At 68.7% G+C, this 13,983-nt stretch carries 12 protein-coding genes; 4 read left to right on the top strand and 8 right to left on the bottom strand.

Annotated elements, in window-relative coordinates; genetic code table 11:
• The 4 genes from tal to pgl are packed head-to-tail and all read left to right on the top strand — an operon-like array spanning position 1 to position 4,321.
• The gene (tal, locus tag ROP_RS42800) at positions 1–1,125 is read left to right on the top strand and encodes a transaldolase (RefSeq protein ID WP_015890638.1); all 1,125 of its coding nucleotides are present in this window, start codon (positions 1–3) and stop codon (positions 1,123–1,125) included.
• 3 nt (positions 1,126–1,128) lie between these two features.
• Positions 1,129–2,673 carry a glucose-6-phosphate dehydrogenase gene (zwf, locus tag ROP_RS42795; RefSeq protein WP_015890637.1) on the top strand — a complete coding sequence of 515 codons (1,545 nt, stop codon included), beginning with the start codon at positions 1,129–1,131 and terminating at the stop codon, positions 2,671–2,673.
• Entirely contained in the window at positions 2,674–3,585 is a 912-nt protein-coding gene (gene opcA / locus ROP_RS34610) for a glucose-6-phosphate dehydrogenase assembly protein OpcA (protein ID WP_015890636.1), read from the top strand.
• A complete protein-coding gene (gene pgl / locus ROP_RS34605; protein WP_015890635.1) occupies positions 3,578–4,321 on the top strand; it encodes a 6-phosphogluconolactonase in 744 nt (247 codons plus the stop codon). Before opcA ends, pgl begins: the two co-directional genes overlap by 8 nt.
• Before the next feature lie 319 nt (positions 4,322–4,640).
• On the opposite strand, the gene ppc is transcribed toward pgl, so the two are convergent.
• From ppc to rapZ, 8 genes are all read right to left on the bottom strand, one after another.
• Positions 4,641–7,397, bottom strand: a complete 2,757-nt coding sequence (gene ppc, locus ROP_RS34600) for a phosphoenolpyruvate carboxylase (protein ID WP_015890634.1) — start codon at positions 7,395–7,397, stop codon at positions 4,641–4,643.
• A gap of 46 nt (positions 7,398–7,443) precedes the next feature.
• Complete coding sequence (gene secG, locus ROP_RS34595; RefSeq protein ID WP_015890633.1) at positions 7,444–7,677, bottom strand: preprotein translocase subunit SecG; 234 nt, start codon at positions 7,675–7,677, stop codon at positions 7,444–7,446.
• A 125-nt stretch (positions 7,678–7,802) separates the two neighbouring features.
• Positions 7,803–8,588: a triose-phosphate isomerase gene (tpiA, locus tag ROP_RS34590; protein WP_015890632.1), complete on the bottom strand. Its 786-nt coding sequence runs from the start codon at positions 8,586–8,588 to the stop codon at positions 7,803–7,805.
• Positions 8,589–8,591: 3 nt separating this feature from the next.
• On the bottom strand, positions 8,592–9,803 hold the full coding sequence (locus ROP_RS34585; RefSeq protein ID WP_015890631.1) for a phosphoglycerate kinase: 1,212 nt from the start codon (positions 9,801–9,803) through the stop codon (positions 8,592–8,594).
• 19 nt (positions 9,804–9,822) lie between these two features.
• Positions 9,823–10,842: a type I glyceraldehyde-3-phosphate dehydrogenase gene (gene gap, locus ROP_RS34580; RefSeq protein ID WP_015890630.1), complete on the bottom strand. Its 1,020-nt coding sequence runs from the start codon at positions 10,840–10,842 to the stop codon at positions 9,823–9,825.
• A 265-nt stretch (positions 10,843–11,107) separates the two neighbouring features.
• Entirely contained in the window at positions 11,108–12,091 is a 984-nt protein-coding gene (gene whiA, locus ROP_RS34575) for a DNA-binding protein WhiA (protein ID WP_005262275.1), read from the bottom strand.
• The gene (locus tag ROP_RS34570) at positions 12,082–13,107 is read right to left on the bottom strand and encodes a gluconeogenesis factor YvcK family protein (protein ID WP_015890629.1); all 1,026 of its coding nucleotides are present in this window, start codon (positions 13,105–13,107) and stop codon (positions 12,082–12,084) included. The genes whiA and ROP_RS34570 overlap by 10 nt, the downstream gene beginning before the upstream one ends.
• Entirely contained in the window at positions 13,104–13,970 is an 867-nt protein-coding gene (gene rapZ, locus ROP_RS34565; RefSeq protein ID WP_050785250.1) for an RNase adapter RapZ, read from the bottom strand. The genes ROP_RS34570 and rapZ overlap by 4 nt, the downstream gene beginning before the upstream one ends.
• Between the last annotated feature and the right edge of the window lie 13 nt (positions 13,971–13,983).

The raw sequence follows: 13,983 nt of genomic DNA, 5'->3' as shown, positions 1-13,983 counted from the left end.
ATGACTCAGAACCCCAACCTGCAGAAGCTCTCCGAAGCCGGCGTCTCGGTCTGGCTCGACGACCTCTCCCGGGACCGCATCGAGTCCGGCAACCTCGCCGAACTCGTCGCCACCAAGTCCGTCGTCGGGGTCACCACCAACCCGTCGATCTTCCAGGCCGCGCTGAGCAAGGGCCACGTCTACGACGCACAGGTCCGGGAACTCGCCGAGCGCGGCGCCGACGTCGAAGCCACCATCCGCACGGTGACCACCGACGACGTCCGCGCCGCCTGCGACGTCCTCGCCCCGCAGTTCGAGGCGAGCCACGGCGTCGACGGCCGGGTGTCCATCGAGGTCGACCCGCGCCTCGCGCACGACGCCGACAAGACCGTCGCGCAGGCCGTCGAACTGTGGAAGATCGTCGACCGCCCCAACGTGTTCATCAAGATCCCGGCCACCGAGGCCGGCATCCCGGCGATCGCCAAGGTGCTCGGTGAGGGCATCAGCGTCAACGTCACGCTGATCTTCTCCGTCGAGCGCTACGAACTCGTCATGGGCGCGTACCTCGACGGCCTCGAGGCCGCGAAGGCCGCAGGCCACGACCTGTCGCGTATCCACTCGGTCGCGTCGTTCTTCGTCTCCCGCGTCGACACCGAGATCGACAAGCGGCTCGACAAGATCGGCACCCCCGACGCTCTCGCGCTGCGCGGCAAGGCGGGTCTCGCGAACGCGCGCCTCGCGTACGCCGCCTACCAGCAGATCTTCGAGGTGCAGCCGCGGTTCCAGGGTCTGCTCGACAGCGGTGCCCGCCCGCAGCGCGCGTTGTGGGCGTCGACGGGCGTCAAGAACCCCGACTACCCCGACACCCTGTACGTCACCGAACTGGTCGCGCCGAACACCGTGAACACGATGCCGGAGAAGACCCTCGACGCCGTCGCCGATCACGGCGAGGTCCACGGCGACGCGGTGTCCGGCACCGCCGTCGCGTCGCAGGAGATCTTCGACCAGCTCACCGCCGTCGGCATCGACCTGCCCGACGTCTTCACGGTCCTCGAGGACGAGGGCGTCGACAAGTTCGAGGTGTCCTGGAACGAACTCCTCGACGCCACCGCGGAGCAGCTTCGCGCAGCAGGGCAGAAGAGCTGATACGTGAGCGAACCCGCAGCGTCAGACGATTGGGTCAATCCACTTCGCGACAGTAGGGACAAGCGCCTACCACGCATCGCCGGGCCGTGTGCACTGGTGATCTTCGGTGTCACCGGCGACCTGGCCCGGCGCAAGTTGATGCCCGCCATCTACGATCTGGCCAATCGTGGTCTTCTGCCGCCCGGGTTCGCTCTCGTCGGGTTCGCCCGGAGGGACTGGTCCGACGAGGATTTCGGCAAGATCGTCCACGATGCCGTGCGCGATCATTCCCGGACCCCGTTCCGGGAGGACGTGTGGGAGCGGCTGTCGGAGGGCCTGCGTTTCGTCAAGGGCAGCTTCGACGACCCGGCGTCCTTCCAGGAACTGGCGAACACCCTCGCCACGCTCGAACGCGAACGCGGGACCGGCGGCAATCACGGGTTCTATCTCGCGATTCCGCCGGACGCGTTCCCGGTGGTCCTGAAGCAGCTGTCCGAGGCCGGCCTCGCCCGGTCGAACGACAGCCAGTGGCGCCGGGTGGTCATCGAGAAGCCGTTCGGTCACGACCTCGCGAGCGCACGTGAACTCAATGCGGTCGTGAACGAGGTCTTCCCCGAGGACACCGTCTTCCGGATCGACCACTACCTCGGCAAGGAGACCGTTCAGAACATCCTGGCGCTGCGCTTCGCCAACCAGTTGTTCGATCCGATCTGGAACGCCCACTACGTGGATCACGTGCAGATCACCATGGCCGAGGACATCGGTCTCGGTGGGCGTGCCGGGTACTACGACGGCATCGGGGCGGCGCGCGACGTCATCCAGAATCACCTGCTGCAACTCCTCGCGTTCACCGCAATGGAGGAGCCGATCAGCTTCGAACCGTCGGAGTTGCAGGCGGAGAAGATCAAGGTGCTCTCCGCCACCAAACTCGCGCAGCCGCTCGACGAGACCACCGCGCGCGGCCAGTACGCGGGCGGCTGGCAGGGCGGCACCCGGGTCGTAGGCCTGCTGGAGGAGGACGGCTTCTCGCAGGACTCCACCACGGAGACGTTCGCGGCCATCACCCTCGAGGTGGACACCCGCCGCTGGGCGGGTGTGCCGTTCTATCTCCGCACCGGGAAGCGGCTCGGCCGCCGCGTCACCGAGATCGCCGTGATCTTCAAGCGCGCGCCGCACCTTCCGTTCGATCAGACGATGACCGAGGAACTGGGCCAGAACGCGCTCGTCATCCGGGTGCAGCCGGACGAGGGTGTGACCATGCGCTTCGGGTCCAAGGTTCCGGGATCGAGCATGGAAGTCCGCGACGTCAACATGGACTTCAGCTACGGTCAGGCTTTCACGGAGTCGTCCCCCGAGGCGTACGAACGCCTCATCCTCGACATGCTGCTCGGTGAGCCGTCGCTGTTCCCCGTCAACGCCGAGGTCGAATTGTCGTGGGAGATCCTCGATCCGGCGCTCGATGCCTGGGCCGCGGAAGGCAAGCCGGAACCGTACGAGGCCGGCACGTGGGGTCCGCCGTCCGCGGACGAAATGATGCAGCGCACCGGTCGCGAATGGAGAAGGCCGTAGATGATCATCGACATCCCCTCGACTACCACCGGCCAGGTCAACAAGAAGCTGGTGGAGCTCCGGAAGACCGGCGGGGCGGTGACGCTGGGACGGGTTCTCACCCTGGTGGTGTGCACCCGGGACAGCGAGAACTCCGAGGACATCATCGACGCCGCCAACGAGGCGAGCCGGGAGCATCCCTGCCGGGTCATCGTCGTCGCCCGCGGCTCCCGCGACGCGGAACCGCGGCTGGACGCCCAGATCCGGGTCGGTGGCGACGCCGGCGCGTCGGAGGTGGTGGTGCTCCGGCTGTTCGGTGAACTCGCCGACCACGAGAGCAGTGTGGTGGTGCCGTTCCTCCTTCCCGACACTCCCGTCGTCGTGTGGTGGCCGGAGACCGCGCCCGCCGTCCCTGCGAAGGACCCGGTCGGGAAGCTCGCGATCCGGCGCATCACCGACGCCACGGACCGCGAGGATCCCGCCGCCGAGATCAAGAGCCGCCTCGCGTCGTACACGTCCGGTGATACGGACCTGGCGTGGAGCCGGATCACCTACTGGCGGGGGCTCATCACCTCGGCGGTCGACCAGCCCCCGCACGCGCGCATCGAATCGGCGGTGGTGTCCGGGCTCGTGGACGAGCCCGCCGTCGACATGATCGCCGGATGGCTGGCGGGACGTCTCGATGCGCCCGTCAGCCGCAGGGTGGGACCGTTGTTCGTGACGCTCGAGTTCGCGGACGGCGGCACGCTGACCATCAGCCGCCCGCAGACCGGCACCACCGCGACGTTGTCGCGGACCGGCAAGCCGGATGCACTGGTGGCGCTGGGCAGGCGGGAGACCCGCGACTGCCTGGCCGAAGAACTACGCAGACTGGACCCCGACGAGGCCTACGAGGCCGCACTCGCCGGGCTGACGAAGGTGACGTATGAGTGACATCCACGTAGAAGTGCACCCCGACACCGCCACGCTGGTGACGAAGGCCGCGGAGCGGTTCGTCGCCACCGTCGTCGCCGCCCAGAAGGAACGCGGTTCGGCGTCGGTGGTCCTGACCGGCGGCGGCACCGGGATCGGTCTGCTCGAGAAGGTCCGGGAGAACCCGGGCGACATCGACTGGCGCGCGATCGACATCTTCTGGGGGGACGAGCGTTTCCTGCCCGCCGGCGATCCGGAACGCAACGACGTGCAGGCGCGGGCCGCGCTGCTCGACCACGTCGACGTAGATCCCGCCCGCGTGCACACCATGCCCGTCGCGGACGGGATCTACGAGAACGACCCGGAGGCGGCCGCCGTCGCGTACGCGCAGGTGCTCGGGGCGCACGCGGACGGCAGGCAGGTCCCGGTGTTCGACGTCCACCTGCTCGGCATGGGCGGTGAGGGACACGTCAATTCGCTGTTCCCCGACACCGACGCGGTCCGCGAGGAGCACCGGTTCGTCATCGCGGTGACGGACTCCCCCAAACCGCCGCCGGTGCGCGTCACGCTGACCCTGCCCGCCGTCCGGCACGCCGAGGAGGTGTGGCTCGTCGTGTCCGGTGACGCCAAGGCGGAGGCGGTGGCCGCGGCGATCGCGGGCGCACCGCCCGTCGAGATCCCGGCGTCCGGGGCCCGTGGACTCTCGGCCACCCGGTGGCTGCTCGACGCGCCGGCCGCGTCTCTGCTGCCGAACTGACGCGTACCGAACCGAGCCTCTCATCCGACGGGGTCCTCGTCGTCGTCCGCCGGTAACCCGGCGGGCGACCGGGGATCCCGTTCGACCGGTGTCCGGGTGACCCGGCATTCGGTGACGATGCGGCCGGCCCGATGCGGGCTCGCCGCCCGTGTCCCCCGCCGCCCGATTCCGCCACGCCAATCGACCGGGCCGCCCGCGCATCGCCTCATCCGTCGCCCCACTTCGTCTCGGAAACTTGTGCTCTTTCCCGTTTTGACGCAGCGAGGGACGGTTCGGTTCCCGCGCACCGCAAGAAATCTCGCGGGGCGCGGGAACACTGCTACCCGCTGTTGCGCAGTGCGGTCGCCAGCCCGTTCATCGTGAGCTGGATGCCGCGGCGCGTCTGATCACTGTCGTCCCCCGCCCGGTAGCGGCGCAGCAGTTCCACCTGCAGGTGGTTGAGAGGCTCGAGGTACGGGAACCGGTTGTGCACCGACCGTTCCAGCCCGGGATTGTCGGCGAACAGCGTGTCGTTCCCGGTGACCGCCTTGTACATCCGGATGGTCCGCTCGTGCTCCTCGGCGATCTTGCCGAACACCCGTCGCCGCAGTTCCTCGTCGGGGACGAGTTCCGCGTAGCGGGCGGCGAGACCCATGTCGGACTTCGACATCACCATCGCCAGGTTCGACAACACGGTCCGGAAGAACGGCCACGTCTCGTACAGGCGTGACAGCGTCGCCACCCGTTCGGGGTCGCCCTGCGTCCATTCCTCGAAAGCGGCGCCGGTGCCGTACCACCCGGGCAGCATGACCCGGGACTGACTCCACGACAGCACCCACGGGATGGCCCGCAGATCGGCGATGGACGTCGTCTGCTTGCGGGAGGCCGGACGGCTGCCGATGTTGAGCGCCCCGATCTCCGCGACCGGCGTCGACATCTCGAAGTACTCCACGAATCCGGGTGTCTCGTGCACCAATTCGCCGTAGGCGCGGCGGGCCAGCGCGGCGAGTTCGTCGAGGATGCGGTACGCCGGTTCGGCGTCGTCGCCGAGGCCCTCGACGTCGAGCAGGGTGGCCTCGAGGGTCGCGGCGAGCAGCGTTTCGAGATTGCGTTGCGCGAGGCGGGGTTCCGCGTACTTGGCGGCGATCACCTCACCCTGTTCGGTGATCCGCAGCGATCCGGCCACCGCGCCGGGCGGCTGCGCGAGGATCGCCTCGTAGCTGGGTCCGCCGCCGCGGCCCACGGTGCCGCCGCGGCCGTGGAAGAGCCGCAACCGGATTCCCGTCTTGCGGGCCGCATCGACCAGATCCAGCTCGGCGCGGTACAGCGCCCAGTTGGCGGCCAGGTAGCCGCCGTCCTTGTTGGAGTCGGAGTACCCGAGCATCACTTCCTGGGCGTCGCCGCGCGCCGACACCAGGGCCCGGTAGATCGGGACTTCCAGGGTGGCCTCGAGGGTCGCGGCGCCCTGCTGCAGGTCTTCGATCGTCTCGAACAGCGGCACGATGCCCACCGGGCAGGACGGCGCCTCCCCCGACCCGGGATCGAGGATGCCGACCTCCTTCAGCAGGACCGCGGCCTCGAGCATGTCGCTGACGGAGGTGCACATGCTGATGATGTAGTTGGGCACCGCGCCCGCACCGAGTGTCCGCACCGCGTCGGCGCCGGCCTGGAGAATGGCGAGTTCCTTCGCCGTCAGCTCGCTGAACTCGGCATTCGCCGTGGTCAGGGGGCGCCGGGTGGACAGCTCCGCGGACAGCAACTCCACCCGCTCGTCCTCGGACAGCGACGGGTAGTCGGCGTGCACGCCCGCCCACGCCAGCAATTCGGCGACGACGGTCTCGTGCACGTCCGAGTTCTGCCGCATGTCGAGGCCGGAGAGGTGGAAACCGAACACCTCCACCGAGTCCCGCAGGGTCGCGAGCCCGTCGTCGGCGATCGTGCCGTCGCCGCCGCGCCGCAGGGAGTCGTCGACGACGTCGAGTTCGTCGAGCATCTGCCGCGGACTGTCGTAGGGTGCGAGCCCGAGGTCGAGCCCGTGATCGGGCGCCTCCCCGAGGATGCGGTGCGCGGTCGCGGTGAGCCGCCCCCGGATGCCCCGCACCGCACGCCGGTACGGCTCGTCGGCGCGGAACGGTGAATCGTCCTGAGACGCCGCGGCCAAGAGGTCGAGGGCGGGCGTGACCGCCACGAGACGAGCCGACATGGACAGTTCACGCTCGAGCGTCTCGAGTTGCCCGAGATGATGTTCGAGCGCGGTGGCCGCGGCCCGGGTGGTGGCCTGGCGGACCACCTCGTCGGTGACGTAGGGATTGCCGTCACGGTCGCCGCCGATCCACGATCCGGGACGCAGGATCGGCTCCCGGCCCAGATCGGCGTCCGGCCACCGCGACCGCAGGGCACTGCGCAGTTCTGCGTTGATCTTCGGGACGACCTCGAACAGTGCCGCGTCGTAGTAGCGCAGCCCGACCTCGATCTCGTCCTGGATCCGCAACCGCGACAACCGGATCAGCGCGGTCTGCCACAGGGTGAGGATCTGCCGCCGCAACCGGACGTCGACGTCGGCCGTCTCGGACTCGGTCAGGGCGGTGCGTTCGCGGTACCGCATCAGTTCGGTGATCCGCGTCTGGGTCTCGAACACCGTGCGGCGACGGGTCTCGGTGGGATGCGCGGTGATGACCGGCGACACGAGCGCCCCGCGCAACGCGTCCGCGACGACGTCGCTGCCGAGGTGTGCGGCGTCGAGTTTGGCGAACGTGGCGGTCAGGGTGCTGTCGGGGGCGGGTTCACCGGCGGCGACGTGGACGGCGCGCCGGCGTTCGCGGTGGTTGTCCTCGGCGAGATTGGCCAGCAGGGCGAAGTGGCTGAAGGCCCGGATGACGGGAATGGCGTCGCTCGTGGACACCTCGGTGAACATGTCGGCCAGTTCGGCGCGGTCGATCTCGGAACGACGAACCCGGAACGATTCGACCCGGGCCTTCTCGACGAGGTCGAAGACGCCGTCTCCGGCCTGTTCCCGCACTATCTGACCGAGGATGCCGCCCAGGAGCCGAATGTCTTCGCGGAGTGGTTCAGTGGCCTCACGTGGGGTTTCGATCATGCATCCAGTATCGACCGGCGGAGGCCCGGCCGCATGATGAAGCAGATCAGCCGAACTTGATCTCCAGGCCGATGCCGATGATGGCGATGAACCAGATCAGACCGGTGAACACGGTGAGCCGGTCGAGGTTCTTCTCGACCACGGTGGAACCCGACAGGCTGGACTGGACGCCGCCGCCGAACAGGCTGGACAGACCGCCACCCTTACCGCGGTGCAGCAGCACCAGCAGAATCAGCAGCAAGCTGGTGATCACCAGCAAGATATCCAGGAACAGTTCCATGTCTGTCTACGTCCACCCATCCAGTAGGAACAACTACGACCTCGTACACCCTACAGGCGCTCCGCGCTCGTGCGCCTTTCCGGTCGCGGGAGCAACCAGAAAGGCGCACGAGCGCCGAAGGCGCCTTACGGCAGGGGCCCGCCCGCGGCGATCGCCGACAGCGTGGCGAACTCGTCGGCCTTCAGCGAGGCGCCGCCCACGAGGGCGCCGTCCACATCCGTCTGACCGACGATCTCGCCGACGTTCTTCGCGTTGACGCTGCCGCCGTACAGAACGCGGACACCGGACGCGACGTCCGGCGAGGCCAGCTCGCCGAGCGTGGCACGGATCGCAGCGCACACTTCCTGCGCGTCCGCGGCACTGGCGACCTTGCCGGTGCCGATGGCCCACACCGGCTCGTACGCGATGACGACCCTGGTGATGTCCTCGGCGGACAGCCCGGCGAGCGAACCCCGCAGCTGCTCGACGTTGTAGGACACGTGCTCGCCGGCCTCGCGAATCTCGAGGCCCTCCCCGATGCACACGATGGGGGTGAGCCCGTTCTTCAGCGAGGCCTTGGTCTTGGCCAGCACGGTCTCGTTGTCCTCACCGTGCAGGGTCCGGCGCTCCGAGTGCCCGACGACGACGAACGTGCAGCCCAGCTTGGCCAGCATGGAGCCGCTGATCTCGCCGGTGTACGCGCCCGAATCCTGGGCCGACACGTCCTGCGCACCGTAGGTGAGCAGGAGCTTGTCGCCCTCGACGAGGGTCTGCACGCTGCGGATGTCGGTGAACGGCGGGATCACCGTCACGTCGACCTTGTCGAAGTACTTCGCCGGGAGCGAGAAGGCGATCTTCTGAACCAGCGCGATGGCCTCGAGGTGGTTCAGATTCATCTTCCAGTTGCCGGCGATCAGCGGCTTCCGTGCCATGCCTCAGCCCTCCAGAACTGCGATGCCGGGGAGTTCCTTGCCCTCGAGGTACTCGAGGGAGGCACCGCCACCGGTGGAGATGTGCGAGAACCCGTCCTCGGGCAGACCGAGCTGGCGCACCGCCGCGGCGGAGTCACCGCCACCGACGACGCTGTACGCGCCCTTGCCGGTGGCCTCGATGATCGCCTCGGCGACACCCTTGGTGCCCGCGGCGAACTTCTCGAACTCGAACACACCCATCGGACCGTTCCAGAACACGGTCTTCGCGCTGGTCAGGATCGCCGCGAACCGGCGAACCGACTGCGGTCCGATGTCGAGGCCCATCCAGCCGTCCGGGATCTCGAGCACCGACACGATCTTCGATTCGGCGTCGGCCGAGAACGAATCGGCGATGACCACGTCCTGCGGGATGTGGATGACGTCGGCGTACTGCTCGAGCAGCGCCTTGCACGTGTCGATCATCGACTCCTCGCACAGCGAGTTGCCGACCGAGAGCCCCTGAGCCGCCAGGAACGTGTAGTACATGCCGCCACCGATGACGAGGGTGTCGACCTTGGGGGCCAGCGCCTCGATCACGGCGAGCTTGTCCGACACCTTGGAACCACCGAGCACGACCGCGTACGGCCGCTCCGGCTCCGCGGTGAGCTTGCCGAGCACCTTGATCTCGGCGTCGACGAGCGTGCCCGCGTAGTGCGGGAGCAGCTTGGCCACCTCGTACACCGACGCCTGCGCGCGGTGCACGACGCCGAACCCGTCGGACACGAACGCGCCGTCGTCGCCGACGAGTTCGACCAGGGCCTTGGCGAGCTTGGTCCGCTCGGCCTCGTCCTTGCTGGTCTCCCGCGGATCGAAGCGGATGTTCTCCAGCAGGAGGACGTCGCCGTCGGTGAGCCCCTCTGCACGTGCCAGCGCGTCCTGTCCGACGACGTCGCCGGCGAGCTGGACGTTGCGTCCCAGCACCTCGGCGAGCTTCGCCGCCACCGGGGCGAGGGAGTATTGCGGGTCGGGCTCGCCCTCGGGGCGACCCAGATGGGCGGTGACGATGACCTTGGCGCCCGCCTCCGCGAGCGCCTTCAGCGTCGGCGCGGAAGCGATGATGCGACCGGGATCGGTGATCCGGTCACCGTCGAGCGGAACGTTGAGGTCGGAGCGCACCAGCACGGCGCGCCCCTCGACCCCAGCGTTCAGCAGATCGTCGAGAGTCTGAACTGCCACTGTTATACCGGACCTTCGCTCAGAGAGACTTGGCGACGAGACCGATGAGGTCGGCCAGACGGTTGGAGTAACCCCACTCGTTGTCGTACCAGGACACGATCTTGGCCTGATCCTCGATGACCTTGGTGAGGCCGGAGTCGAAGATGGAGCTGTGCGGATCGGTGACGATGTCGGACGACACGATCGGCGCGTCCGTGTACTTCAGGATGCCCTTGAGCGGTCCCTCGGCGGCGGCCTTCATCGCGGCGTTGATGTCTTCGACGCTGGCCGACTTGCGCAGGTTCGCGGTGAGGTCGGTGACCGAACCGGTGGGGATCGGGACGCGCAACGCGTAACCGTCCAGCTTGCCGAGCAGCTGCGGGAGGACCAGGCCGATGGCCTTGGCGGCTCCGGTTCCGGTGGGGACCACGTTCAGAGCGGCGGCGCGGGCGCGGCGCAGGTCGCTGTGCGGGCCGTCCTGCAGGTTCTGGTCCTGGGTGTAGGCGTGGACCGTGGTCATGAGGCCCTTGACGATGCCGAACTCGTCGTCGAGCACCTTGGCGATGGGGCCGAGGCAGTTGGTGGTGCACGAGGCGTTGGAGATGATGTTCTGGCTGCCGTCGTACTTGTCGTCGTTGACGCCCATCACGATGGTGATGTCCTCGCCCTTGGCCGGGGCGGAGATGATGACCTTCTTGGCGCCGGCCTCGAGGTGACCCTTCGCCTTGGCTGCGTCGGTGAAGATGCCGGTGGACTCGACGACGACGTCGACGCCCAGGTCGCCCCAGGGAAGCGCGGCGGGGCCTTCCTTGATGGCGAGCGCCTTGATCTTCTGGCTTCCGACGACGATGGTGTCTTCACCTTCGAGCGAGACGTCGTGCGGGAGACGACCCAGGATGGAGTCGTACTTCAGGAGATGCGCCAGCGATGCGTTGTCCGTGAGGTCGTTGACCGCCACAATCTCGATGTCGGTGGTTCCGAGCGCCTTCTGCGCATCCACCGCCCTGAAGAAGTTACGTCCGATACGGCCGAAACCGTTTACGCCTACCCGGACAGTCACAATCTGCTCCTTTGCGCATGATTCTGGTTGTGCAGCTCTGCTCCCGCGCCGCTACGACACCACCGACGGGTGGTCGGCGCGGGGGTTTCATCGTTCGATGTGTTTCTTACCCTAGTGCGCGGACGACGCCCGCGCGCGGTCACCACCTCCGGGCACCTTCACCGGCCGCCCCGACCGGAACGAACGGGACGCCCGTTCGATCCGACGCGACGAGCGTCCCGTTCGTCCGGGGCCGGGGGTGGCGGCAGGTGGCGGCGGACGACGGTCAGGCGTCGTCGAGAAGGTCTGCGGTGACGGCCGACTCGGTGTCCGGGATGCCGGTTTCCTTCGCCTTGCGGTCCGCCATCGACAGCAGCCGCCGGATGCGGCCTGCCACGGCGTCCTTGGTCATCGGCGGGTCGGCGAGCTGGCCGAGTTCCTCGAGGGACGCCTGCCGGTGCTCGACCCGCAGGTGGCCCGCGGCCGCCAGGTGGTCGGGGACCTCGTCACCGAGGATGTCGAGAGCCCGTTCGACGCGGGCGGCGGCCGCGACCGCGGCTCGTGCGGAGCGGCGCAGGTTCGCGTCGTCGAAGTTGGCGAGCCGGTTCGCGGTGGCACGGACCTCCCGGCGCATGCGCCGTTCCTCCCACACGAGGCGGGTGTCCTGGGCCCCCATCCGGGTGAGCAGCGCGCCGATGGCCTCGCCGTCGCGGATCACGACGCGGTCGGTGCCGCGGACCTCGCGGGCCTTCGCGGAGATACCCAGCCTGCGCGCCGCCCCGACGAGCGCAAGTGCCGCCTCCGGGCCGGGGCAGGAGACCTCGAGCGCCGACGAGCGGCCCGGCTCGGTCAGCGAACCGTGCGCCAGGAACGCGCCGCGCCACGCGGCTTCCGCATCGGCGACACTACCGCCGACGACCTGCGCGGGAAGCCCGCGCACCGGGCGTCCCCGCAGGTCCAGCAGACCGGTCTGGCGGGCGAGGGCCTCCCCCTCCTTCGCGACCCGCACGATGTACCGGGACGATTTGCGCAGCCCGCCCGCGCTGAGGACGTGGACGTCGGCGCTGTAGGTGAAGAGGTCGAAGATCTCGCGCCGCAGCCGGCGGGCCGTGGACCCCAGATCCACTTCCGCCTCGACCACTACCCGGCCGCCGACGATGTGCAATCCCCCGGCGAACCGCAGCAGCGACGAGACCTCGGCCTTCCGGCAACTCACGTGAGTGACGACGAGACGACTGAGTTCGTCTTTGACCTCTGCTGTCATTGCCACGAAGCGCTCTCCCTTTCCTCTGGTGTCTCGGCCGCTTCGCTCCCCCGAGACCCCGCGTCGGGGTCGCTCCAGAGCTGTTCGAGAACGGACGCAAGTTTTCCTGCATGGTGTGTGTGGGTGCCGTGCTCCGACACGTCGGCGTAGACGACGCGTGCCCGGAACTGCCCGGCGGCGCGGGCGAGGTGCTCGCGCTCGCGCCCCGGTGGAACCGAACCCGAATCGACGACGACGAAGTCGACGGTGAGTTCGGGTGCGTGTTGGGACAGTACGTGCAGATGACGCTCGGTGGAGAATCCCGCGGTCTCACCGGGTTCCGGAGCCAGGTTGAGTACCAGCACCTTCCGCGCCGGGGTGGCGATCAGCGTGTCGAGGAGTTCGGGCACGAGAACGTGCGGGATGACGCTGGAGAACCACGACCCGGGCCCGAGGACGACCATGTCGGCGGCGTCGATCGCCCGGACCGCGTCCGGGCAGGCGGGCGGATTCGCCGGCAGCAACCGCACCCGGCGCACCTTGCCGGGGGTGGTCGCGACCGCGACCTGACCGCGGATGCAGCGGCTGACCCGCGGGTCCGCCTCGAGGCCCTGCACGTCGGCCTCGATGTCCAGGGCGATCGGCGACATCGGCAGCACGCGCCCGTCGATCCGCAGAAGCCGGGCGAGTTCGTCGAGCGCGGCGACGGGGTCGCCGAGCACCTCGGTGAGACCGGCGAGGATGAGATTGCCCACCGAGTGTCCGGCGAGGGCGCCGATTCCGCCGAACCGGTGCTGGATGGTGTCGGTCCAGTCCTGCACCTCGGGGTCGTCCGCGGCGAGCGCGGCGAGCGCCATCCGCAGGTCCCCGGGCGGGATTACGCCGAGTTCGGCGCGCAGCCGCCCCGAGGATCCGCCGTCGTCCGCGACGGTGACGACGGCGGTCACGTCACGGCTGAGCCTGCGGGCGGCGCTGAGGGTGGCGAACAGCCCGTGGCCCCCGCCGAGCGCGACGATCGCCGGCGTCCGGTGCACCGCCCTCATTCGCGCCCCAGATCACGATGGACGACACGCACGTTCAGTCCGGAGTCCTTTCCGAGCCGGCCCGCGAGGGCCTCCGACATCGCGACACTGCGATGTTTCCCCCCGGTGCATCCCACCGCAATGGTCATGTAGCGCTTCCCCTCCCGGCGATATCCGGTGATCGTCAGATCCAGCAGGTGGTGGTAGGTGGCGAGATAGTCCTCCGCACCGTCCTGCGACAACACGTAGTCCCGCACGTCCGCGCTCTGCCCGGTGTGCGGACGCAACTCGGGGATCCAGTGCGGGTTGGGCAGGAACCGGACGTCGCAGACGAGATCGGCGTCCATCGGAAGACCGTACTTGAAACCGAACGACTGGACTGTTACCTGCATGGTGCGGTTCTCGGCGTCGCCGAACGCGTCCTCGATCTTCTGCCGCAACTGGTGCGCGGCGAGGGACGACGTGTCGATCACCAGATCCGCGGCGGCCTTCACCTTCGCGAGCTGGTCGCGCTCGGCGGCGATGCCCTCCGACAGGGTGCCCTCGGCGCCGCCGCCGGACAGCGGGTGACTGCGGCGGACCTGTTCGAATCGGCGGACCAGGACCTCGTCGGACGCGTCGAGGTACAGCACCCGGGTGTGCACGGGCTTGCTCTCCAGTTCGGTGAGGACCCAGCCGAGGTCGCCGGTGAACAACCGGGAGCGCACGTCGATGACGACGGCGAGCCGCTCGAGCCGCGAATCGGATTCCAGGCTCAGATCCACCATCCGGGAGATCAGTTCCGGGGGAAGATTGTCCGCGACGTACCACCCGAGGTCCTCGAGGACCTTCGCCGCCGTCTGCAGACCCGCCCCGGAGAGCCCGGTGACGAGAAGGAAGTCCATCGGCCGAACCGTG

Source organism: Rhodococcus opacus B4, assembly GCF_000010805.1.
GTDB lineage: Bacteria > Actinomycetota > Actinomycetes > Mycobacteriales > Mycobacteriaceae > Rhodococcus_F > Rhodococcus_F opacus_C.
Note: the sequence above shows the minus strand (reverse complement) of the source record. Positions and strands in the feature narration are given on the sequence as shown.